This window comes from Burkholderia sp. HI4860, from assembly GCF_002223045.2.
Taxonomy (GTDB): domain Bacteria; phylum Pseudomonadota; class Gammaproteobacteria; order Burkholderiales; family Burkholderiaceae; genus Burkholderia.
Genome location: NZ_NKFO02000001.1, coordinates 1,092,732 through 1,113,750 on the forward strand (window position 1 = coordinate 1,092,732; position 21,019 = coordinate 1,113,750).

General features: G+C 66.7%; 21 protein-coding genes and 1 pseudogene. 11 read left to right on the plus strand and 11 right to left on the minus strand.

The window, feature by feature from the left end:
- Window positions 1–167: 167 nt before the first annotated feature.
- Window positions 168–815 carry a hypothetical protein gene (locus CFB34_RS04910; protein ID WP_242808567.1) on the plus strand — a complete coding sequence of 216 codons (648 nt, stop codon included), beginning with the start codon at window positions 168–170 and terminating at the stop codon, window positions 813–815.
- Between the two features lie 177 nt (window positions 816–992).
- On the opposite strand, the gene CFB34_RS04915 is transcribed toward CFB34_RS04910, so the two are convergent.
- From CFB34_RS04915 to CFB34_RS04925, 3 genes are read right to left on the minus strand one after another with little or no spacing between them, the layout of a single operon-like run.
- Window positions 993–1,172, minus strand: a complete 180-nt coding sequence (locus CFB34_RS04915) for a hypothetical protein (protein ID WP_089441452.1) — start codon at window positions 1,170–1,172, stop codon at window positions 993–995.
- Window positions 1,144–2,151 carry a cytochrome d ubiquinol oxidase subunit II gene (gene cydB / locus CFB34_RS04920; RefSeq protein WP_089441453.1) on the minus strand — a complete coding sequence of 336 codons (1,008 nt, stop codon included), beginning with the start codon at window positions 2,149–2,151 and terminating at the stop codon, window positions 1,144–1,146. Before cydB ends, CFB34_RS04915 begins: the two co-directional genes overlap by 29 nt.
- 28 nt (window positions 2,152–2,179) lie before the next feature.
- The gene (locus CFB34_RS04925) at window positions 2,180–3,592 is read right to left on the minus strand and encodes a cytochrome ubiquinol oxidase subunit I (RefSeq protein WP_089441454.1); all 1,413 of its coding nucleotides are present in this window, start codon (window positions 3,590–3,592) and stop codon (window positions 2,180–2,182) included.
- A 501-nt stretch (window positions 3,593–4,093) separates the two neighbouring features.
- Between CFB34_RS04925 and CFB34_RS04930 the strand changes: the two genes are divergently transcribed.
- From CFB34_RS04930 to ltaE, 3 genes are all read left to right on the plus strand, one after another.
- Window positions 4,094–4,420: a hypothetical protein gene (locus tag CFB34_RS04930; RefSeq protein ID WP_089441597.1), complete on the plus strand. Its 327-nt coding sequence runs from the start codon at window positions 4,094–4,096 to the stop codon at window positions 4,418–4,420.
- 13 nt (window positions 4,421–4,433) lie between these two features.
- On the plus strand, window positions 4,434–4,988 hold the full coding sequence (locus CFB34_RS04935) for a YMGG-like glycine zipper-containing protein (protein WP_089441455.1): 555 nt from the start codon (window positions 4,434–4,436) through the stop codon (window positions 4,986–4,988).
- A 176-nt stretch (window positions 4,989–5,164) separates the two neighbouring features.
- A complete protein-coding gene (gene ltaE, locus CFB34_RS04940; protein ID WP_089441456.1) occupies window positions 5,165–6,178 on the plus strand; it encodes a low-specificity L-threonine aldolase in 1,014 nt (337 codons plus the stop codon).
- A gap of 114 nt (window positions 6,179–6,292) precedes the next feature.
- Here ltaE and CFB34_RS04945 read toward each other — a convergent pair whose 3' ends face one another.
- From CFB34_RS04945 to CFB34_RS04960, 4 genes and pseudogenes are all read right to left on the minus strand, one after another.
- Complete coding sequence (locus tag CFB34_RS04945; protein ID WP_089441457.1) at window positions 6,293–6,505, minus strand: DUF1059 domain-containing protein; 213 nt, start codon at window positions 6,503–6,505, stop codon at window positions 6,293–6,295.
- Window positions 6,506–6,659: 154 nt separating this feature from the next.
- Window positions 6,660–7,565, minus strand: coding sequence for an HTH-type transcriptional regulator ArgP (locus tag CFB34_RS04950; protein WP_046548680.1), 906 nt, complete (start codon window positions 7,563–7,565; stop codon window positions 6,660–6,662).
- Between the two features lie 72 nt (window positions 7,566–7,637).
- Window positions 7,638–7,880: pseudogene (locus tag CFB34_RS04955) on the minus strand (tyrosine-type recombinase/integrase); the annotation flags it as partial.
- Window positions 7,881–8,058: 178 nt separating this feature from the next.
- Window positions 8,059–8,811 carry an immunity 52 family protein gene (locus CFB34_RS04960; protein ID WP_242808568.1) on the minus strand — a complete coding sequence of 251 codons (753 nt, stop codon included), beginning with the start codon at window positions 8,809–8,811 and terminating at the stop codon, window positions 8,059–8,061.
- Between the two features lie 759 nt (window positions 8,812–9,570).
- Between CFB34_RS04960 and CFB34_RS04965 the strand changes: the two genes are divergently transcribed.
- From CFB34_RS04965 to CFB34_RS04980, 4 genes are all read left to right on the plus strand, one after another.
- Window positions 9,571–10,086, plus strand: coding sequence for an HAD family hydrolase (locus CFB34_RS04965; RefSeq protein WP_179243775.1), 516 nt, complete (start codon window positions 9,571–9,573; stop codon window positions 10,084–10,086).
- Window positions 10,087–10,728: 642 nt separating this feature from the next.
- Window positions 10,729–11,382 (plus strand): peroxiredoxin, encoded by a 654-nt coding sequence (locus CFB34_RS04970; RefSeq protein WP_089441599.1) that lies wholly within the window; start codon window positions 10,729–10,731, stop codon window positions 11,380–11,382.
- A gap of 140 nt (window positions 11,383–11,522) precedes the next feature.
- On the plus strand, window positions 11,523–12,593 hold the full coding sequence (locus tag CFB34_RS04975) for an MBL fold metallo-hydrolase (protein WP_089441460.1): 1,071 nt from the start codon (window positions 11,523–11,525) through the stop codon (window positions 12,591–12,593).
- Between the two features lie 124 nt (window positions 12,594–12,717).
- Window positions 12,718–13,377: a glutathione S-transferase family protein gene (locus CFB34_RS04980; RefSeq protein WP_089441461.1), complete on the plus strand. Its 660-nt coding sequence runs from the start codon at window positions 12,718–12,720 to the stop codon at window positions 13,375–13,377.
- A 100-nt stretch (window positions 13,378–13,477) separates the two neighbouring features.
- Here the strand turns inward: CFB34_RS04980 and CFB34_RS04985 are convergent, their stop codons facing one another.
- Together CFB34_RS04985 and CFB34_RS04990 are read right to left on the minus strand one after the other, a co-directional pair.
- Window positions 13,478–14,170, minus strand: a complete 693-nt coding sequence (locus CFB34_RS04985) for a phosphatase PAP2 family protein (protein WP_089441462.1) — start codon at window positions 14,168–14,170, stop codon at window positions 13,478–13,480.
- Between the two features lie 429 nt (window positions 14,171–14,599).
- On the minus strand, window positions 14,600–15,832 hold the full coding sequence (locus CFB34_RS04990) for an MFS transporter (protein WP_089441463.1): 1,233 nt from the start codon (window positions 15,830–15,832) through the stop codon (window positions 14,600–14,602).
- 101 nt (window positions 15,833–15,933) lie between these two features.
- Here CFB34_RS04990 and CFB34_RS04995 point away from each other — a divergent pair, with 101 nt between their 5' ends.
- Complete coding sequence (locus CFB34_RS04995) at window positions 15,934–16,917, plus strand: LysR family transcriptional regulator (RefSeq protein ID WP_089441464.1); 984 nt, start codon at window positions 15,934–15,936, stop codon at window positions 16,915–16,917.
- 53 nt (window positions 16,918–16,970) lie between these two features.
- On the opposite strand, the gene CFB34_RS05000 is transcribed toward CFB34_RS04995, so the two are convergent.
- Entirely contained in the window at window positions 16,971–17,609 is a 639-nt protein-coding gene (locus CFB34_RS05000; protein WP_089441465.1) for a 2-hydroxychromene-2-carboxylate isomerase, read from the minus strand.
- Between the two features lie 141 nt (window positions 17,610–17,750).
- Complete coding sequence (locus CFB34_RS05005) at window positions 17,751–18,572, minus strand: IclR family transcriptional regulator (RefSeq protein ID WP_089441466.1); 822 nt, start codon at window positions 18,570–18,572, stop codon at window positions 17,751–17,753.
- 172 nt (window positions 18,573–18,744) lie between these two features.
- On the opposite strand from CFB34_RS05005, the gene CFB34_RS05010 reads away from it, so the two are divergent.
- Both CFB34_RS05010 and CFB34_RS05015 read left to right on the plus strand, forming a co-directional pair.
- Window positions 18,745–19,731 carry a hydroxymethylglutaryl-CoA lyase gene (locus CFB34_RS05010; protein ID WP_089441467.1) on the plus strand — a complete coding sequence of 329 codons (987 nt, stop codon included), beginning with the start codon at window positions 18,745–18,747 and terminating at the stop codon, window positions 19,729–19,731.
- A complete protein-coding gene (locus CFB34_RS05015; RefSeq protein ID WP_089441468.1) occupies window positions 19,728–21,008 on the plus strand; it encodes a CaiB/BaiF CoA-transferase family protein in 1,281 nt (426 codons plus the stop codon). The genes CFB34_RS05010 and CFB34_RS05015 overlap by 4 nt, the downstream gene beginning before the upstream one ends.
- Window positions 21,009–21,019: the final 11 nt, after the last annotated feature.

Here is a 21,019-nt window from a genome sequence, read left to right on the forward strand (position 1 = left end):
CGTGAGATCGCGAAGAAAAGCTACACAGTGGGTCAAAAAATGTCGTTTGTGGCGGTCGGGGCGCGTCCCTATGATGGCGCCGACAGGAGAACACCGCGATGACGATCATAGCGCCCCCCGATTGCCGATCAACCGTAATTCGCCGCCGACTTCGCGCCCGGCGCGCGATGCGTCGCGAGGCAGCGGTGCCGCCGGCGCGCGGCCGCGGCGCGCTGGCGCTCGCCTGTGCCGGACTGTTCGCGGTCCTGGCCGGGTGTGCAGCGAAGCCGGAAAACGAACGCCAGATCGGCAGCGGCGGATCGCTGGTGCGCTACAGCTCCAGCCAGACCGAAGTCGACCTGTCCGAAAGCGAGCAGCAGACGCTGCGCATGATGACCGATCGCCGCTATGCCGGTGCGACGCAGGGGCGCGCACTCGACGCGGTGGCCGGCGTGCTGCGCGCGCAGGGTTTTGCGCCGGTGACGGTCGATCGCGATTCGGGGCTGATCGAGGGCGGGCGCAGCGATACGCTGATTCCGAAGTGGCGGCAACTGCTGCGCGGCGCGCTGAAGGCGCGCATCGGCGGTTTGCCCGCGAAGCCGGATCACGAGCGGGTGGCCGCCATCGTCACGGTTCGCGTGACGGCGGCGCACGACGCGATCGTGCGCGCGCGATTCGACCGCACGATATGGGACAGCAACGGCGACTCGCGGATGAAGACCATCGTCGAGCCCGATTACTACCAGACCTTCTTCAGCGCGATGGACAAGGCGATGGACAAGGCGATGGACAAGGCGATGGACAAGGCGATGTGCACGACGTCGTGCGAGCGGTGATCGGCACGCAGGTGCCGGCGCCGGGAGCGCAAGGGGGAACGGGAGCGGAGTGCGCGCCGCCGTCGCCCGGAGCATGGCCGCGGATGCCGGCGCGTCGCCCGGTACATCCGGCCGAAGCGGCAGCCGTCGGCGAGAAAACGGCTGCCGGATCGTCGCCCGACCCGGCAGCCGCTTCGTCTACTTCACCGCAAACAGCGTCAGGTTCATGAAGATCTTGAACGCATAGCCGAGCGTGACGGCGCCGAGCACGCCGCCCGCCCACAGGACGACGAACCACATCCAGCCGCGCATGCGCGGCTTCGGCGCAGCGGGCTGGCCATCGGCGGAATCAGTGGTGGTAGTAATGCTGGTCTTCATGGCGCACCTTGCCTCGGAATACCCAGTAACCCATCGTCGTGTAGGCGATGATGATCGGGAGGATAACCGCTGCGCCGACCAGCGTGAAGGTCTGGCTGGAACGCGGCGCCGCGGCTTCCCAGATCGTCATCGTCTGGGGAATCGCATACGGGAACAGCGTGACGAGCAGGCCGACGTAGCCGAGCAGCACGAGCGCCAGCGCAAGCACGAACGGCGTCATGTCGTGCCGGGCGCGCACCGCGCGGCGCATCCACACCGCGCAGCCGGCGACCAGGAACGGCACCGGCAGCAGGCGCCAGAACAGCCCCGAGTCGAACCAGCGCTGCGCGATGGCCGGATCCTGCAGCGGCGTCCACAGGCTGACGACCGCGATGAAGCCGAGCAGCACGACCGTCAGCGGCCACACGACGCGATGCAGGCGCCGCTGCAGGTCGCCTTCCGTCTTTGCGACGAGCCAGCAGCAGCCGAGCAGCGCATAGGTCACGATCAGGCCGAGGCCCGTCAGCAGGCTGAACGGCGTGAGCCAGTCGAACGCATCGCCCGCGAACACGCCGTCCTTCATGTTGATGCCTTGAAGGAACGCGCCGAGCGCGATCCCCTGGAAGAACGTCGCGCCGGCCGAGCCGCCGATGAACGCGAGATCCCACAGCTGCTTCGTGCGCCGCGCCTTCGCGCGGATCTCGAACGACACGCCGCGGAAGATCAGGCACACCAGCATGAAGATCAGCGGCAGGTACAGCGCCGACAGCACGGTCGAATAGACGACCGGAAACACCGCGAACAGCCCGGCGCCGCCGAGCACGAGCCACGTCTCGTTGCCGTCCCACACGGGTGCGACGGTGTTCATCATCAGGTCGCGTTCCTTCTCGTCCGGGAAGAACGGGAAGACGATGCCGATGCCGAGGTCGAAGCCGTCGAGCACGACGTACATGAAGAGCCCCAATGCGATGATCGCGGCCCAGATTACGGTGACGTCCATGGTTTTCTCGTATGCGAAAAGGGTGGGCTCAGACGGTCTCAAGCGGCTCGTCGACGGCCGACATCGGGCGGCGCGCGGTGTGGTCGGGGCGCGTGTCGGGCGTGTCGTCGTGCTTCACGTCGGGCAGCGCGGGGCCGGCCTTCATCAGCTTCAGCATGTAGTACACGCCGGTGCCGAACACGAGGAAGTACACGATCACGAACGTCATCATCGACAGGCTGACCTGCTGCACCGACAGCGGCGACACCGCATGCGCGGTGCGCATCACGCCATACACGACCCACGGCTGGCGGCCCGCTTCGGTCGTCACCCAGCCCGCGAGCAGCGACACGAAGCCGGTCGGGCCCATCACGAGCGCGAAGCGCTGGAACCACTTCGATTCATACAGGCGGCCGCGGCGGCGCAGGAGCCACGCGAGCGCGGCGAGGCCGATCATCGCGAAGCCGAGGCCGACCATGATCCGGAAGCTCCAGAACACGACCGTCGAGTTCGGGCGGTCTTCCGGCGGGAATTCCTTCAGGCCGCGGATCTCGCCGTCCCAGCTGTGCGTGAGGATCAGGCTGCCGAGGTGCGGCACCTTCACCGCGTAGCGGGTCGTTTCCGCCTTCATGTCCGGGATGCCGAACAGGTTCAGCGGCGTGCCGCCCTTCTCGGTTTCCCACAGCCCTTCGATCGCGGCGATCTTCGCGGGCTGGTGCTTCAGCGTGTTGATGCCGTGCTGGTCGCCGATCACGGCCTGCAGCGGCGCGAGCACGAGCAGCAGCCACAGCGCCATCGAGAACATCTTCTTCACGCCCTTGTCGCGGCGGCCCTTCAGCAGGTGCCACGCGCCGGTCGCGGCCACCACAAGCGCGGCGACGATGAACGCGGCGATCGCCATGTGGAACAGGCGGTACGGGAACGACGGGTTGAAGATGATCGCGAACCAGTCGGTCGGCACGACGCGGCCGTCGACGATCTCGAAGCCCTGCGGCGTCTGCATCCAGCTGTTCGACGCGAGGATCCAGAACGTCGAGATCAGCGTGCCGATGGCGACCATCAGCGTCGCGCCGAAGTGCGCGCGCGGGCTCACGCGGTTCCAGCCGAACAGCATGATGCCGAGGAAGCCGGCCTCGAGGAAGAACGCGGTCATGACCTCGTACATCAGCAGCGGCCCCGTGACGGCGCCGGCGAAGCTCGAGAAGCCCGACCAGTTCGTGCCGAACTGGTAGCTCATCACGACGCCGGAGACGACGCCCATCCCGAACGCGACCGCGAAGATCTTCGACCAGAACAGGCAGAGGGTTTTGTAGTACTGCTTGCCGGTTTTCAGCCAGCGATATTCGAGCACGGCGATGAAGCTGGCGAGACCGATGCTCAGCGCCGGAAAGACGATGTGAAAGGAGACGGTGAACGCGAATTGCAGGCGGGCCAGATCGAGGGCCGAAAGAGCGGTGTCCATACCAGTTGACCGAGGCTGACGATACCCGCCGGCGGGTGCCGGCGGACCCCGGCAGACGGGCGTCGGGGTTGGCTGGAGTATGGGCCGCGATGTTGCACCGCGAAATGCGCCAACTCGTCGCAGATGTCCAGCCCGTCGCGCGCATTTCCGGGGTAAATCGTTGATTCGTATCAAGAAGGCTGCTTGTGATGCGCGCGGCCGCGGCGTGGCGGTCTGACGCACGTGCGGCAATATGGCGCGTCGCGTCATCGGAACGGTTGGGCGCGGGCGCCAACGTCGCGTGACACCGCGCGTCACGGCGGCCGCGCGCAGCCGAACCGTTTCAGTGCGTTATCGCGTAACGCACGCGGTCGTGCCGGCGGGCCGTGGCTGAATGCGGCTGTCACATGGGTAACGTCGCGCAACATTGGCGCGCCCGCCCGTAATGGATGACGGATCGCGCGCGGCGTAGCGTTCGGGATGTGGGTTCGCATCGACGAACCGCCAGCCGGAGAACGTGACGTGAATGGATTGAAGCTCGCACTGGGCGCGGTGGCCGCAGTGGCGATCGCGACGGGCGGCGTCGCTCATGCCGCCCGGGTCGGGGTCTATATCGGCCCCGGCTACCCGTATTACTACCCCGTCGTCCCCGCGCCTTACTACTACCCGCCGCCCGTCGTCGCCGTGCCCGTCGATCCGGGGCCGCCGCCCGAGTACGTCGAGAAGGGGCAGCCGCAGGACGAAGGCGACGCGAACCTCTGGTACTACTGCGACGCGTCGAGGCATTACTACCCGTATGTGAAGACCTGCAAGTCGGGCTGGCGATCGGTGCCGGCGCGGCCGCAGTGACGGAGGCGCGACGATGAAATCCCTATTTCGACCGCTGCGCGTGCCGGCCGCGCTGGCGCTGGCCGGCCTGCTCGGCGCGTGCGCATACATGCCGACCGGGCCGAGCGTGATGGCGCTGCCGGGCACCGGCAAGTCGTTCGACCAGTTCCGCGCCGACGATGCGAACTGCCGCCAATACGCGTTCGAGCAATCGGGCGGCGTGAGCGCGGGGCAGGCGTCGACCGCGAGCGCGGTCGGCAGCGCGGCCGTCGGCACGGCACTGGGTGCGGCGGCCGGCGCGGCGTTCAACGGCGGCACGGGTGCGGCCGTCGGCGCAGGCGCGGGGCTGCTCGCGGGCAGCGTGGTCGGCGCCGGTGCGGCGCAAGGCTCGGCCTACGACATCCAGCGCCGCTACGACTATGGCTACCTGCAATGCATGTACGCGACCGGCAACCGCGTGCCGGTGCCGGGCGGGATGAGCGGCGGCAGTGGCGGTGGCGGGTATGGCGGGGGCGGATATGGGGGCGCACCGCGCGCGGCGCCGCCGATGCCGCCGGCGGGCGTTCAACCGCCGCCGCCGCGCTACTGACGGCGGCCCGGGCGGCGTCGTACGGCATCGCGCGCACGTGCGCCGGGTGCGCCAGATACGCCGTGCGCGCATCGACCGTCGATACGCACGCGCTGCACGAATTGCGTACACTCTGAGTCTCGTTTCGGCAGGGCCGGACGCATCGGTTCCGGTCCGCGTTTACCCAGGACTCAGCGATGATCGATTTACGCAGCGATACCGTGACACGTCCGAGCCAGGCAATGCTGGCCGCGATGACTGCCGCCGAAACCGGCGACGACGTATGGGGTGACGACCCGACCGTGCTGCGCCTGCAGGCGGTGACGGCCGAGCGGGCCGGCAAGGAAGCCGGCCTGTTCTTTCCGAGCGGCACGCAGAGCAACCTGGCCGCGCTGATGGCCCATTGCGAACGCGGCGACGAGTACATCGTCGGCCAGCTCGCGCACACCTACAAGTACGAAGGCGGCGGCGCGGCCGTGCTGGGCAGCATCCAGCCGCAGCCGATCGAGAACGCGCCTGACGGCACGCTGCCGCTCGCGAAGATCGCCGCGGCGATCAAGCCGCTCGACAATCACTTCGCCCGCACGCGCCTGCTCGCGCTCGAAAACACGATCGGCGGCCAGGTGTTGCCGGAAGGCTATGTGCAGGAAGCCACCACGTTCGCGCGCAGCCGCGGGTTGTCGCTGCACCTCGACGGCGCACGCGTGTGCAACGCGGCCGTCGCGTCGGGCCGTTCGATCGCCGAGCTGGGCGCGCCGTTCGACAGCGTGTCGATCTGCTTTTCGAAAGGGCTCGGCGCGCCGGTCGGCTCGGTGCTGGTCGGCAACCGTGCGCTGATCGAGCGCGCGCAGCGCTGGCGCAAGGTGCTCGGCGGCGGGATGCGGCAGTCGGGCATTCTCGCGGCGGCCTGCCTGTATGCGCTCGACCACAACGTCGAGCGGCTCGCGGACGATCACGCGAATGCCGCGCATCTCGCCGAAGGCCTCGCGCGGATCGACACCGTGAAGGTGCTGTCGCACGCGACGAACATGGTGTTCGCGCAATTCCCCGAAGCCGATTGCGCGCCGCTCGAGGCGTGGCTCAAGGAGCGCGGGATTCTCACGCAGATGCTGTACGCGTCGCGCTTCGTCACGCACTGCGACGTGTCGCGTGCGGACATCGATACGTTCATCGACGCGGTCGGTGCGTATTTCGCGCAACGCCGCGCATAAGCTGGAATACGCCGGCCGGCGGGGACGCCGGCCCGATGTGGCGCGAAGCAGGAGGCGGAGAGGCGACGGGGGCGATGGGGCAACCCGTCTGTCGATATCGGGCGAGCCGGCGGATCATGCTTGCCGGGGTGCATCGGCGGGCGGTGTGCCGTCGTGGAACAGCGCTTGCAGTTGCGTGCGCAGTTCGGCGCTGTCGGTGTGCTGGTGAACCTGGACCGCATGTTGCACGGCGGCCTCCAGCAGTTCGTTGTCGGAGTCGGCAGAAATCGCGACCGAGCAATTCATCGTGCTGGGAAACTCGCGGCAATCGATGTAGCGGCGAGACATGACGTTCTCCTTGCGGGAAAGGGCGCGGCCGGACAGGCGTGATCGGCCGCGTGGCGCGTTCGCGAGGCCGATGGAAAAAGTATAGGCGGCGCGGCGGGGATTCTCGTCGTTACTCTTGCCGCACACGGCATCGGCGGTGCCGCTCAAACACGCGTCACGGCAGCGGCGCGAGCAGCCGCCGCGCCGCTTCGACGACCCGCTCGGACAACGACGCCATCGTCGGCGACTGCACGGTCCACGCGTGCCAGTACAGCGTGACGTCGGTCGGATGCGCGGGCGCGAGATCGACGAGCCCCTGCGTGTCGAGCGGTGCGCTGCCGATCAGCGGCTCCGGCACCATCGCGTAGCCGAGCCCGTGCCGCACCGCCGCGAAATGCGAATGAGTGCCCGGCACGTAGTGGCACGGGTACGCGCCTTCGGGCAACCCGAACTTCTCCTTCAGGAACGACGACTGCAGCGTATCGCGCCGCGAATACGCGACGACGGGCGCCTTGCGCGCGCTCGTCCGGTTCAGCCCGCGCGGAAACCAGCGCACCGCGAACGCGGCGGCGGCGAGCAGCCGGTAGCGCATCGTGCCGAGCGGCGTCGCGAGGCAGCCGCGCATCGGCTTCGGCTCGGTCGTCACGCAGCCGACCGCCATCCCGCTTTCGAGCAACGCGAACGTGTGGTCCTGATCTTCGACGATCAGCTCGAACAGGATGCGCTCGCCGGCGAGCACGGACGTCAGCGCCGGCAGAAACCACGTGCCGAGGCTGTCCGAATTGAGCGCGATCGTCACCGAGATCGGCGACTCGCGCTCGGTCGCGAGCGTGCTCTGCAGGTCGGCCTGCAGCAGCGCGACGCGGCGCAGGTGCTGCAGCACGCGCTGCCCGGCCACCGTCGGGCGGCACGGCCGCGTGCGCAGCACTAGCGGCGTGCCGAGGCTCGCCTCCAGCGCGCGGACCCGCTGCGTGACGGCGGACGCGGTCACGTGCAGGCGCACGGCGGCCTGCTCGAAGCTGCCCGTGTCGGCGACGGCCAGCAGCGCGGCGGCCTGCTTCGGATCGATCGTCATCGACATATGTCAGATAGCCCAAGACAGATTGCGATACTCAAAACGATGAAGCCTTTCTAGTTATGGCGTTGCGGCCGATCATGATGCGTGGCGATCGAGTGTGACACGGAAATCGGTCCCACCTTGGAACCAAACTGTGACCGATTCGGTATGTTGTGCCAGATGGCCTGGCGCTAGATGTGCATAACGGAGAACCATGTCGTAACTACACCATCCACGCAAGTCCTTCAGTCGCTCAAGCGGTGTGCCATTCTGAACATGCCAGCTAGCCCAGGTGTGCCGGGCATCGTCGAATCGAAAATTCTTGACGCCGGAAAGTTGGCGAGGATCGCTGACCAGTGCGGCATCGCCGGGAGGCAGTGCGAGCCCAGTCACGACGTATTGATCGGGGACGCGCAAACCAATTTGCCGAAGTAGCGCGGCAACCGAGGCCGAGCGGTCTGGAAAAAACAGGGCGGCCGGCGGCATGTTCGAGCATCCTTTCGCGCCGGCACCGTGGTTACAGGTCAGCGAACGCGGGCAGAAGGTCCTGGTCGACGAGCCGGATTTCAATACGGTTGGCAACCTCGACGTGTTCGGCGTTGTCCACTGAAAAAACGGCGTCAGCGACGCTCACAATAATCGTCCCAGTCTGCTTACGGCCGGCCTCGGGAACTGGAATCAATTCACGTGCTTCAGGGACTTGCTGAGTCGTGAGAACCTTCGGGAGATACAGCATCCAGCCAACGCCCGGTTTGTCATCAAACACCTGCCGGGGAAAATACTCTCGTGGCGAAACAGAGACATACATCGGGTCATAAACCGAGACCATCGCGGACACGATCTTAGCCGCGCCCTCATAGCTATGCTCGTCCGCCGAAACTGCATTCAATGCCGGTAGCCCAATTTCAACCTCACTGGGCCGCCTCTTCGCATCGATAGCTAACTTCAGCCTCGCGCTGTCGGCCGCGTCCATCTGACCATTCCAGAAGCCAAATACTTTAGGAAGGTCCATCTTTTTTCCGTACCGCTGCGCCAAGACTGCCAAAACGGCTGTCGAAGGTATGCCAGGCGCTTCATACATGGGATACAGACGGGCTTCTTCCTCGGTATCTGCCTTCAACCACCACTGCCCCAGACGTTCGTCCTCGCGTGACATGGCTTCAACCACCGGCCATAGACGGACGAGATGAGCCGCAAAATCGCCGAGCGGGGCGAAATCGGCAGGGCTACGAAATTGCGTGACTATTTCCATGTTTGTCAGGGCACCCATTTTGATTCGACTTGAAGACGGGTACGCGACGGCAACTGACCAGATGTGAATTCAAGTAACACTGGCGTAGATTGGGGCGTAGCTTTTTGAATAGTGCCTTATCGGATAAGGTGCAGGTATTGCTGCATCATTGGAGTGACGGGCGCAGGTACTGCGGTGGGTTGCATGCTCATGTGACCGGGAAAAGTTGCTTGGGCTGCCCGAGTTTACCAGTGGCCTAAACGGGACCGCTCGAAGTTCGCCGTTCGGCCAGATGCCGGAGATCATGACCCGCGACTGCCGGCCGGGAGCGGAAGTTCGACGCGACGAGGGAAGTCGCAGACAATCGAGATTCCAAGGCATCCTGCTATCCGTCCGTAACAATATGACCCGTCCGCCCCGTCGACCGGATCTGATCGTAAGCTTCACTCTGACGGCACGCAGAGTAGATGGCTCATTGAAAGAGGTCATCTCAGGCTATCGTCCGATCTACAAGGTGTGTGCCGACCACTGGGCGTCTGCACATCATGAATTCGTTGGCGCAACTGGCGTCTGCACGGGGCGCAAATGTAAGGCGGAAGTTTGGCTTTTGTCCCCCGAGGCATATCCACACCCATTTTGGATCGATCGACGCGTTGAAGTAGCTGAGGGTTCTAGATCTGTAGGCATTGCTGACGTCCTGCAGATAATCAACCCCCCTGCTCAATATGTCCGCAGATGGCTGACTATGGGAGCGTTTGTCGAGAGATTGCGCAGGGGTATCGCACCGATGGAAAAGGTATGGATGCGAAGAGGGTGAGGCTGATTATTTTTGACTTAGACGAAACCTTGGTGCATGCCACCGAGGTGCCTTTGTCTTGGCCACGTAGCTTTCAGGTTGGTCCGTACTTCATCTACGTCCGTCCGTTTGCACCGGAACTGATCAGTATAAGTGCCGCCTTGTTTGATGTGGCAGTTTGGTCCTCGTCGAGGGATCCGTATGTGGAGGCGGTCACCGCAGAACTGTTCGGGACACCATCTCCAGTCAAATTCTCGTGGTCAATATCCAGGTGCGTTCAGAAAATTGACGCTAGAAGTAACGGGTACGTCTATGTAAAGGATCTACGAAAAGTGATGAAGTACGGATACTCAGTCGACGAGATCATCATGATTGACGATAGTCCCGAGAAACTTCAACGGCAGTCCAACCGACATCTTGGTCTGCGAGCATTTACTGGCGATCCATTAGACAAGGAGCTTCTCAACGTTATCGAGCGGCTAAAGGCAATGGTGGCGGCAGGGCGAAACATCACGTAGCTGGAATGTCCGCAATGGCACAGCAACGGCTGGCGAACGGGCAAGCGTAGGTTTGTGTGCCGAGCCGTATCAGATAAGGCGCAGGTACTGCTGCATCATCGGGGGCTGCAAGTAACTTTGCTACCGGGCGTACGGGGTCGGCGTTCAGAAGCAAAAAAGCCCGCTGCGAGCGGCTTCGTTGTGTATCGGGGGAGGTGTGACCGAACTGTGCCTGCGATAAGAATCGATAGATTGGGAATTTAATAAAAATCAGCAAAATCTAGATAGCCCGCAATCTGACCGGCGCGAGACTAATGGTTAAAGATCAAAGGCTTACATGAATTTGTCTATGATCGATCGTCATCGACATGTCGGTGGGATTCCTGTGAACGTAAGACGAGAACAGCCGGTAGTGTAAGTCAGCACGTACCGGCGGCCGGGAGCGGCGCAAGGTTCTGCCGCGCCGCATTCATCGTCGGAATCGGCCACGTTACGCAAGCACGCCGCGTGCTCGATACCGGTGGCGCGCGCATTTTGACCTAGGCTATATGAACGCGCGGACCCCGGCATGTGCCATGCCGTCCCTTCGCGCGCGGACGATCGCGCGTCGTGCGCAAGCCGCGGCGCGGGCGTCATGACGATTCCCACTTGATGGAGACGAACATGTCGATTCGACTAGGCGAGGACGCGCCCGATTTCACCGCGGAGACCACCGAGGGAACGATCCGCTTTCATGAATGGATCGGCGACCACTGGGCGATCCTGTTTTCCCATCCGAAGGATTTCACGCCGGTGTGCACGACCGAACTCGGCTACATGGCCGGGCTCAAGCCGGAATTCGACAAGCGCAACACGAAGATCATCGGGCTGTCGATCGATCCGGTCAGCGATCACCAGAAGTGGGTGGCCGATATCGCCGAAACGCAGGGGCACGCGGTCAACTATCCGCTGATCGGCGACGACGAGCTGAAGGTCGCGAAGCTGTACGACATGATTCATCCGAATGCGAGCGGCGGCCCGCGCACGGCGGTCGACAACGCGACCGTGCGCTCGGTCTTCATCGTCGGGCCGGACAAGAAGGTCAAGGCGATGCTCGTCTATCCGATGAGCGCGGGGCGCAACTTCGACGAGGTGCTGCGCCTGCTCGACGCGCTGCAGCTCAACGCGAAGCATACGGTGGCGACACCCGTGAACTGGAAGCCCGGCGACGATGTCATCATTCCGACGTCGGTGTCGGACGATGCGGCGAAGCAGAAGTATCCGGACGGCTTCCGGACGCTGAAGCCGTACCTGCGCTACGTGGCGCAGCCGCGTTGACCGCACCGTGCCGGCCGGATGGTGGCCATGCACGACCACGACGCGGCGGCCCGCGCGACGGCGACAGTCGCGGCGCGGGCCGGACCACAGCATCAGGTGCGCATCGAACAAGCCTTAACCAGCGACGGAGCAACTTCGCGATGATCTTCCGGCAACTCTTCGACCCGCAATCGTCGACATACACGTACCTGCTTGCCGACAGCGCGTCGCGCGAAGCGGTGCTGATCGATCCCGTGTTCGAGCAGGTGCGCCGCGACGCGGCGCTGCTCGACGAGCTCGGGCTGCGGCTCGTCGCGACGGTCGACACGCACGTGCATGCGGATCACGTGACGGGCGCATGGCTGCTGAAGCAGCGCACGGGCAGCACGATCGCGATCTCGGCCGCGAGCGGCGCGCAGGGTGCCGACCGCTATCTGAACGACGGCGACCGCTGCGCGTTCGGCGCGCGCTACCTGACCGTGCGTGCGACGCCCGGCCACACGAGCGGTTGTATCAGCCTCGTGCTCGACGACGAATCGATGGCGTTCACCGGCGATTGCCTGCTGATCCGCGGCACGGGCCGCACCGACTTCCAGCAGGGCGACCCGCGCGCGCTGTATCGCGCGGTGCACGGCCGGCTCTTCACGCTGCCGGCCGCGTGCCTGCTGTATCCGGCGCACGACTATCGCGGGCTCACGGTAACGAGCGTCGGCGAGGAGCGGCGCTTCAATCCGCGTCTCGGCGGCGACCTGAGCGAAGACGATTTCGCGGGCTACATGCGCAACCTCGGGCTCGCGCATCCACGCCAGATCGACGTCGCGGTGCCGGCGAACCTGCAGTGCGGCGTCGCCGCGAACGCGCCCGATGAGCAGGCCGCGCCCGACTGGGCGCCGCTCGTCTATACGTTCGCCGGGTTCTGGGAAATCGATCCGCAATGGCTCGAGGATCATCTGCCGGCGGTGCAGGTCGTCGACGTGCGCGAGCCGGACGAATTCACCGGCCCGCTCGGCCACCTGCCCGGCGCGACGCCGATTCCGCTCGGCGAACTGGCCGCGCGCGTCGGCGAGATCGCGCACGACCGGCCGGTCGTGACCGTGTGCCGGGCCGGCGGGCGCTCCGCGCAGGCGACCGTCATTCTGCTGAAGGCCGGTTTCGACACGGTGGCGAATCTCGGCGGCGGAATGCTGCGCTGGCGTGCCGAAGGGCGCGTCGTGATGGACGGCCGGTCGTAACGGCCCTCGGAAGTCGCACAAAAAATCCGACTCGCTGTCGAAACGGCCGCGTGCCGTTCGTCGTCAAGGTATCCGATCACGTGGCGCCGCATCACGCGGCGTCGAAACCCTGAGAGACCGCACGATGAAGCCCACGCTCTACGCCCATCCTTTTTCGTCCTACTGCCAGAAGGTGCTGACCGCGCTGTACGAGAACGGCACGCCGTTCGCGTATCGCGTGCTCGCGCACGACGATCCGAAGCCGATGCAGGAGCTGGCCGCACTGTGGCCGCTGAAGCGCTTTCCGGTGCTCGTCGATGCCGGCCGCACGGTGATCGAGGCGTCGATCATCATCGAGTATCTCGGCCTGAACCACCCTGGCCCCGTGCGCCTGCTGCCCGACGATCCGCACGCGGCGCTCGAGGTGCGCACGATGGATCGTTTCTTCGACAACTACGTGTCGACCCCGCAGCAGAAGGTCGTGTTCGACGCGCTGCGGCCGGAGGCCGAGCGCGACGCGCGCGGGGTGGCCGATGCGCGCGCGATGCTGGAGACGTCGTACGCGTGGCTGGACAAGAAGATGGCCGATCGCGAATGGGCGGCCGGCGACCGCTTCAGCCTCGCCGACTGCGGCGCGGCGCCGTTCCTGTTCTACGCGGACTGGACGCACCGGATCGATCCGTCGTTCGCGAACGTACTGGCGTATCGCCGGCGTCTGCTGGCGCGGCCGTCGTTCGCGCGCGCGGTCGACGAGGCGCGGCCGTTTCGCCCGTTCTTTCCGCTGGGCGCGCCTGATCGCGACTGATCGGCATGGTCGTCGCGCGGCGCGACGTTGCCGCGCAGGGCCGGCAGCGCGTGCCGGGGCGACGGAACGTAAGCAGCGGCAGCATCGCGGTCTCTCCTCGTCACATCGTGTGGGTGGCCGACTGCGCGAGCGTCAGCAGTTCGTCGAACTGCGTGATCAGCTCGAAGCACAGCAGGAACGCGAGCGTATAGGCGGGCGCGGGGAAGCGCTGGATCGTCGCGAGTACCTGCGGCGCGAAGCGCGAGCGGATTGCATCGTGCGTCAGCAGCCACGCGAGCGCGATGCCGATCGCGGCACCCGCGATCAGGTCGGTCGGATAGTGAAAGCCGAGATACGCGCGCGGCACGCAGATGAACACGACCGCATACAGCAGCGCGAACACGCCGACGCGGCGCGCGATGATGAAGATGCCGGTGGCGATCGCCATCCATAGCATCGCGTGATCGCTCGGAAACGAACTCCATGCCTGCAGCGTGGCTGCACGTAATCCTGCCGACGGAAAGTGCAGGTGCAGGTCGGGGTTGTAGATCGGCCGCACGCGGAACGGCAGCACCTGCGCGAGCAGCCGGCCGATCGCGAGAGCGATGAGCCCGCTCGCGATCGTCGCGACGACCAGTTCGCGCTGCCGCTCGCGGTTCGGGCCCGGCTGGAACCACAGCCAGCACAGCACGGGAATGAGCACGAAGCCCTTGAACGTGTACAGGCCCGCGATCACGCGGATCGCGTGATTCATCAGCGGGCCGAACGTGATGTGGGTGAGGAAGGTCTGGATCGGGGTGTCGAAATCGTTCATGTTCTGTGCGACCCGGGCGGACGCTCAGCGCATGACATGCGGCCGGCAGGATCGAAAAGCGCGCTCGTACCGGAGCGCAACGGGGGGCAAGTATGTCACCCGATATTTCGAAGAAAATGCGAAAAAATACCGGGAATCCCCTGATAAAACGGGGCTGTGCGGTGGGGCCGGATGGGCCAGCGCCACGTGGCGGGGCGCATCGAATCATCCGACGTTTTCGCATCGATGCGCACGGCCGCCGGAAAAATAATCGGTTGAACTGGACATTCGTTCGAGCGGGTGCGGACCGTGCGAGGAATGGGGGCTTTTCGTGCCGAATGCGCACGAATCGGCCGGGCTGCGCCGCGTCATGCGTGCGGCGATCGAAAATAAAAGAAAAGGCGGGCAAGCCCTGTGGGCCTGCCCGCCTTGTGCATGCGATGCGGAATTTCAGTGGCGCCAGATCCGCACGGCGAGCGCGGCGAGCGACGTCACGACGGCCAGCCCGGTCACCGCATTCCAGCCTAGTTGCGCGAGCAACAAACTACCGATCGCGGCGCCGGCCGCCATCCCGATGAACATGCCGACGAACAGCACCGCGTTGAGGCGGCTGCGCGACGCGGGGTCGATCCGGTAGACGATTGCCTGGTGCGCGATCAGCGTGGCCTGCACGCCGAGATCGAAGCCGATCGTCGCGACCGCGAGCAGCACGAGCTGGGCATGCGCCGACATCAACGGTGCGGCGGCCATCGACGCGAACGACACCGTCGCGATGCCGATGCCGATGCGCGTGACGCGCTCGGGGCCGTGATGGTCGGCCAGGCGTCCGGCAATCGGCGCGGCCAGCGCACCGGCCGCACCTGCGAGGCCGAACGCGCCCGCGGCTGCGCTGCCGAGGTGGAACGGCGCGCCGTGCAGCATCACCGCGAGTGTCGACCAGAACGCGCTGAACCCGATGGCCAGCAGCCCCTGCGCGAGCGCGGCGCGGCGCAGCGCCGGATGCTGGCGCCACAACGCACCGAGCGACCCGATCAGCGCGCGATACGGCAGGCGCGTGGTCGGCTCGAAGTGCGGCAGCCCGCGCGCGGCCACGACGCCGATCACGGCGACGCTGGCGGCCGCGAGCGCGAACATCGCGCGCCAGCCGGCTGTTTCCGCGACGAACCCGGCCACGACCCGCGACAGCAGGATGCCGAGCAGCAGCCCCGTCATCACCGTGCCGACGATGCGGCCGCGATGCGCGTCGTGTGCGAGCGTCGCGGCGGCCGGTACGACGTCCTGCGCCATCGTCGCCGCGAGGCCGATCGCGAAGCTCGCCGCGAGCAGCAGCCCGAGCGACGGCGCGATGGCGGCGAGCAGCAGCGCGACGACCAGCGTCGCGGCTTTGGTCACGATCACGCGGCGGCGGTCGAACCGGTCGCCGAGCGGCGCGAGGAGCAGGATGCCGAGCGCGTAGCCGAGCTGCGTGAGCGTCGGCACGAAGCCGATTGCCCGTGCCGACGCGCCGAGATCGGGCCCGAGCGCGCCGAGCATCGGCTGCGCGTAGTAGAGCGGCGCGACCCCGAGGCCGGCGGCGGCCGCGAGCAGCAGCACGAGCCGGCGATCGGGCATCGAATGGGCGGCCGGGTGGGCCGGGGCGTGGGCGGCGCGGGGCGCGGCATCGAGACGGGACGGGGTGGACATGGCGTGCATCCTGGTTGCGATGAAGGAATGGACGCGAGTGTGGCGGCATGCGGCCGGCCACGGTAGTGCCGCCCTGCGCAGATTTGTTATACGCTCCACGAATGACCGAAAAATCTCCCTTCTCTCCCGCTGCTGGCGGGTCTGCGCGCATTCAGGCGGTGCCGGTGGACGGCGCCGGCTATCGTTTCGAGCTGATGGAAACCTTCGTACGCATAGTCGAGGCCGGCAGCCTGTCGGCCGCGGCCGCGCAACTGCATACGACGCAGCCGACGATCAGCCGGCGGTTGCAGGCGCTCGAACGCTCGCTCGGCATGCGGCTGCTGCAGCGGACCACGCACACGATGCGGCTGACCGTCGACGGCGAGCGCTGCTACAAGCGCGCGAAGGAGCTGCTGGCGAACTGGGCGGCGTTCGAAGCCGATCTGCGCGGCGCGCAGGAGGAGCCTGACGGGTTGTTGCGGGTCGCGGTGCCGCACGCGTTCGGTCAGGAGCGTTTCGTCGAGCCGCTCGCGCGGTTTCTGCGCGACTATCCGCGCGTGTCGGTCGAGTGGCTGCTGCAGGACGAGGTACGGGACTTCGTCGGCAGCGGCATCGATTGCGCGATCCAGGTGGGCGAGCCGACCGATCCGGCCGTGGTCGCGATCCGGCTCTCGAAGGTGCCGCGCTTCGTGGTCGCCGCGCCGTCCGTGCTGAACGGCGCCGACGTGCCGGCCGACCCCGACGCGCTGGCCGAGTTGCCGTGGCTCGCGCTGCGCACCTACTACCGCACGGAGCTGGCGCTCACGCATTCGGTCACAGGCGAGACGCGCCGCATCGCGATTCGCCCGCGTATCACGACCGCGAACCTGTACGCGCTGCGCAGTGCGGCGCTGCTGGGGGTGGGGGCGTGCGTCGGCTCGTCATGGATGCTGGCCGACCACCTCGCGCGCGGCGAGCTCGTGCACCTCGCGCCCGAGTGGCAGGCCGCGCCGCTGCCCGTCTACCTGACCTACCCGCATGCGCAGTTCTATCCGTCGCGGCTCGTGCGGTTCGCCGCGATGATGCGCGAGGCCGTGCCGGGGCTCGTCGAAGGGCGCGATACCTGACCTCTGACGCGGGATGTGCCGCAAGCGGAGGGCGGCGGGCGGCCGCAGCGGCTTCAGCCGCGCCGGATCCCTTCGGGCAGCGCGCTGATGCGGCGCACCTCGGGCGAATCGAGCCACGCGCGCGACGTCGCGCAGTCGGCGAACATGTCGGTCGCATCCTCGCCCCAGAACAGGTCGCCGTCGAGTGCGAAGGTCGGCACGCCGAATACGCCGTGGGCGATCGCATCGTCGGTGTTCGCGCGCAGCGCGTCCTTCACCGGCTGGGCGTCGACGGCCGTCACGCCTTCCGGAAAGCCGACCGCTTCGCACAGCGCGGCGAAGCCTTCCGGCGTCGACACGTCGTTGCCGTCGCGCCAGATATGCCGAAAGATTCGTTGGATCGCATCGAGTGAATTGCCCATCGCGATCGCGAGGCGCAGCGGCTTGATCGGATTGAACGGGTGCGCGGGCGGCATCCGGAACGCAATGCCGAGCTTGTCCGCGCGGTATTGCGCGTGGCGATAGGTGAAGACGCGTTTCGCCGCGATCTCGGCCGGTGCTTTCTGGCCCCAGTGGGCGAGCAGTGCGCCGAGCACGATGGGCTTCGGCTCGAACGCGGCGGCGGCCGGCAACCGGTCGAATTGTTCCTGCTGCAGATAGGCGAACGGCGAAACGAAATCGAAATACCAGGTAGCGGTGCGCGCGGCGTTCATGGTGGCGGCCCTCAAGCGTGTCCGGTTGGCGGTGGCTCGCGCGGCATGCCCGCAGGCGGCGCGCGATGCATGCATCGGCGGCCAGTGTCGCACGCGGCCGCCTTTTGCGCAGTGGCGTGGGCAGGCGCACGCCGCTGCCGGCTATGACGCCGCGTCGCCGTGGTCCGCTGGCGATGCGAGCCGCGCGAGGCTGTCGCGCACGGCCGCTGCGTCGTAGCGTGCACCTGAGCCGCCGAGCGCGACGGTCGCCTTCTGCGCGAACGGCAACAGCATCGCGAGCGCCGCCGCCATGGCCGGTGCGTCGGCGAGCCGCGATTTCGGGCCCGATACGGTCAGCGCGCCGACGCACTCGCCGGCGGCGCCGAACACGGGCACGGATGCCGACGCCGTCTCCGGGTCGCGCTCGCCGTACGACGCGGCCCACAGCTGTTCGCGCACGTCGTGCCATTGCGCATCCTGCATGTCGGTGAACGCCAGCAGCACCTTCCCGGACGCACCCTGGCGCACCGGAAACTCCTCGCCGACCCGAATCGACACGCGCACCGCACGCGCGGGCTCGACCCGGTACAGCACCGAGCGCATGTCGCGCTGGCGCACGTAGAACGACGCCGTTTCGCCGAGTTCGCGGCTCAGCGTCTCGAGCAGCGGCTCGACCACCGGGCCGACCCGGAACGAACGCTGATACAGCGCGGCGAGCCGCAGCGGCTCGTGTCCGATCGCGTACTGGCCGTCGTCGAGCTTGCGCATGAAGCCGCCATGTTCGAGCGCCGTGAGCAGGCGCAGGATCGTGCTCTTGTACAGCCCGGTGCGGCGCGACAGCTCCGCGAGCGACAGCCGGTCGTCGGTCGGCCCGAACGCACGGAGGATCGCGAACGCGCGATCGAGCACGGCGACGCCGCTGGACGCTTCTTCGGCCGTCGAATCGGGCTCGCTGCCGGCGTGATCGGTGGGTGTCTTGGGCACTGCGTGCTTCCTTCTGAGGATGATCGATCGACTATATCGTTCTGCCTGACAGAACTCAAGTTCCAAAAAATCGCAATTTCACGGGTATACCCCGCTTACAGCCCATTCGATGCGCGCATAGAGTTCTATCAAACAGAACGATGTTCTTTCAGATAGAACGATGGAGTATCAAATGAGCGTTTCCGAATATCCGACGGTGCTGGTCAGCGAGGTCGGGCCGCGCGACGGCCTGCAGAGCATCCAGGCCGTGATGCCGACGGCCGGCAAGCTGCGCTGGATCACCGCGCTGGCCGCGGCCGGCCTGCGCGAGATCGAGGTCGGCTCGTTCGTGCCGGCGAAGCTGTTGCCGCAGATGGCCGATGTCCGCGAAGTCGTCGCGCACGCGCTGGCGATTCCCGGGCTGCACGTCGCCGCGCTCGCGCCGAACCTGCGCGGCGCCGAGGGCGCATTCGAGGCCGGCGTGCACAAGCTGACGCTGCCGGTCTCGGTGACGGAAGCGCATTCGCTGGCGAACATCCGCAAGACGCCCGCGCAGATGATCGACGAGGTGCGTGCGATCGTCGCGCTGCGCAATGAGCGGTTTCCGTCGGTGCAGATCGAGGCGGGCGTGTCGGTCGCGTTCGGCTGCACGATCGCGGGCGCGGTGAGCGACGACGAAACGATCGCGATGGCGGTGGCGATGGCCGAATGCGGCGTCGACGAGATCGGGCTGTCCGACACGAGCGGCTATGCGAATCCGGCGCAGGTGCGCCGGCTGTTCCTGCGCCTGCAGCGCGAAGTCGGCGACAAGGCCGGCGGCGCGCATTTCCACAACACGCGCGGGCAGGGGCTCGCGAACGTCGTCGCGGCGCTCGACGCGGGCGTGACGACGATCGACGCGAGCCAGGGCGGCCTCGGCGGTTGCCCGTATGCGCCGGGTGCGACCGGCAACATCGTCACCGAGGATCTCGTGTTCCTGCTCGAGGCGATGGGATTCGACACGGGTATCGACGTCGACGCGCTGCTCGCCGCGCGCGCGATCCTGCACGCGGCGCTGCCGGCCGAGGCGTTGTACGGCCATGTGCCGGACGCCGGGTTGCCGAAAGGCTTCCGTTACGCGGACGGCCGCGCCCCGAGCGCGGTGCAACCGGAAGGATGCCTGACGGGAGTCGCGCAATGAACGACCACCAACCGGCTTCGACGCTGCCGTACGCAGGCACGCGCGTGATCGAGATGACGCACATGGTGATGGGCCCGACCTGCGGAATGCTGCTCGCGGATCTCGGCGCGGAGGTCATCAAGATCGAACCGATCGCGGGCGACAGCACGCGCACGCTGCGCGGCTCCGGTGCGGGCTTCTTCGGGATGTTCAACCGCAACAAGAAGAGCCTCGCCGTCGACGTGAAGGATCCGCGCGGGCTGGAGATCGTGCTGCGGCTCGTGGCGACGGCCGACGTGTTCAGCGAGAACTTCAAGAGCGGCACGATGGACCGGCTCGGCCTCGGCTATCCGGCGCTGCATTCGCTGAATCCGCGCCTCGTGTACGTGTCGCACAAGGGCTTCCTGCCGGGGCCGTACGAGCATCGCACCGCGCTCGACGAAGTGGTGCAGATGATGGGCGGCCTCGCATACATGACGGGCCCTGAGGGGCGGCCGCTGCGCGCGGGGGCGAGCGTGAACGACATCATGGGCGGCATGTTCGGCGCGATCGGCGCGATGGCCGCGCTCGCGCAGCGCGAACGCACCGGCCGCGGCCAGCAGGTGCAGAGCTCGCTGTTCGAGAACAACGTGTTCCTCGTCGCGCAGCACATGATGCAGTTCGCGGTGACCGGGCAGGCCGCCTCGCCGATGCCGAGCCGGATTTCCGCGTGGGCCGTCTACGACGTGTTTTCAGTCAAGGATGACGAACAGATCTTTCTCGCAGTCGTATCGGACACGCAGTGGGCGCTGTTCTGCGATGCGTTCGGCCTGGCCGCCCTGAAGGACGATCCGCGCGTCGCGACCAACAACCTGCGCGTGCAGGCGCGTGAGTGGCTGCTGCCCGAATTGCGCGCGCGGCTCGCGCCGTATTCGGCCGCGGAGATCGGCGCGATCTTCGAATCGAACGGCCTGCCGTACGCGCCGATCACGAAACCGCAGGACCTGTTCGACGATCCGCACCTGCTCGCCACGGGCGGCCTCGAGGCCGTGACGCTGCCGGCCGACGCGAGCAGCGCCGGGCGGCCGGTCGACACGCGCACCGCGCTGTTGCCGCTGACGCTTGCCGGCGAACGCCTGCGGCTGCGCGCGGCACCGCCCGCGCTCGGCCAGGACACGCGCGCGCTGCTCGGCGAGCTCGGCTACACGCCGGACGATGCGCGTGCGCTGATCGAAGCCGGTGTCGTCGCGGGCCAGCAGGGCGCGGACGATGCGGCGCCGGGCGGCGCGCCGTCACCGAACGAACTGGCGAGCGCGTAGCGCGGCCGCGA

Excerpts from the sequence above, each read along its gene's own strand:
- CFB34_RS04975 (WP_089441460.1), top strand. The coding sequence starts at position 11,523 with ATGATCTTCCGGCAACTCTTCGACCCGCAATCGTCGACATACACGTAC.
- CFB34_RS05000 (WP_089441465.1), bottom strand. The coding sequence starts at position 17,609 with ATGAACGCCGCGCGCACCGCTACCTGGTATTTCGATTTCGTTTCGCCG.
- CFB34_RS04910 (WP_242808567.1), top strand. The coding sequence starts at position 168 with ATGCGTCGCGAGGCAGCGGTGCCGCCGGCGCGCGGCCGCGGCGCGCTG.
- CFB34_RS05010 (WP_089441467.1), top strand. The coding sequence starts at position 18,745 with ATGAGCGTTTCCGAATATCCGACGGTGCTGGTCAGCGAGGTCGGGCCG.
- CFB34_RS04960 (WP_242808568.1), bottom strand. The coding sequence starts at position 8,811 with ATGGGTGCCCTGACAAACATGGAAATAGTCACGCAATTTCGTAGCCCT.
- CFB34_RS04965 (WP_179243775.1), top strand. The coding sequence starts at position 9,571 with ATGGATGCGAAGAGGGTGAGGCTGATTATTTTTGACTTAGACGAAACC.
- CFB34_RS04945 (WP_089441457.1), bottom strand. The coding sequence starts at position 6,505 with ATGTCTCGCCGCTACATCGATTGCCGCGAGTTTCCCAGCACGATGAAT.
- CFB34_RS05015 (WP_089441468.1), top strand. The coding sequence starts at position 19,728 with ATGAACGACCACCAACCGGCTTCGACGCTGCCGTACGCAGGCACGCGC.
- CFB34_RS04980 (WP_089441461.1), top strand. The coding sequence starts at position 12,718 with ATGAAGCCCACGCTCTACGCCCATCCTTTTTCGTCCTACTGCCAGAAG.
- ltaE (WP_089441456.1), top strand. The coding sequence starts at position 5,165 with ATGATCGATTTACGCAGCGATACCGTGACACGTCCGAGCCAGGCAATG.
- CFB34_RS04935 (WP_089441455.1), top strand. The coding sequence starts at position 4,434 with ATGAAATCCCTATTTCGACCGCTGCGCGTGCCGGCCGCGCTGGCGCTG.
- CFB34_RS04990 (WP_089441463.1), bottom strand. The coding sequence starts at position 15,832 with ATGTCCACCCCGTCCCGTCTCGATGCCGCGCCCCGCGCCGCCCACGCC.
- CFB34_RS04970 (WP_089441599.1), top strand. The coding sequence starts at position 10,729 with ATGTCGATTCGACTAGGCGAGGACGCGCCCGATTTCACCGCGGAGACC.
- CFB34_RS04985 (WP_089441462.1), bottom strand. The coding sequence starts at position 14,170 with ATGAACGATTTCGACACCCCGATCCAGACCTTCCTCACCCACATCACG.
- cydB (WP_089441453.1), bottom strand. The coding sequence starts at position 2,151 with ATGGACGTCACCGTAATCTGGGCCGCGATCATCGCATTGGGGCTCTTC.
- CFB34_RS04950 (WP_046548680.1), bottom strand. The coding sequence starts at position 7,565 with ATGTCGATGACGATCGATCCGAAGCAGGCCGCCGCGCTGCTGGCCGTC.
- CFB34_RS04925 (WP_089441454.1), bottom strand. The coding sequence starts at position 3,592 with ATGGACACCGCTCTTTCGGCCCTCGATCTGGCCCGCCTGCAATTCGCG.
- CFB34_RS04995 (WP_089441464.1), top strand. The coding sequence starts at position 15,934 with ATGACCGAAAAATCTCCCTTCTCTCCCGCTGCTGGCGGGTCTGCGCGC.
- CFB34_RS04915 (WP_089441452.1), bottom strand. The coding sequence starts at position 1,172 with ATGAAGACCAGCATTACTACCACCACTGATTCCGCCGATGGCCAGCCC.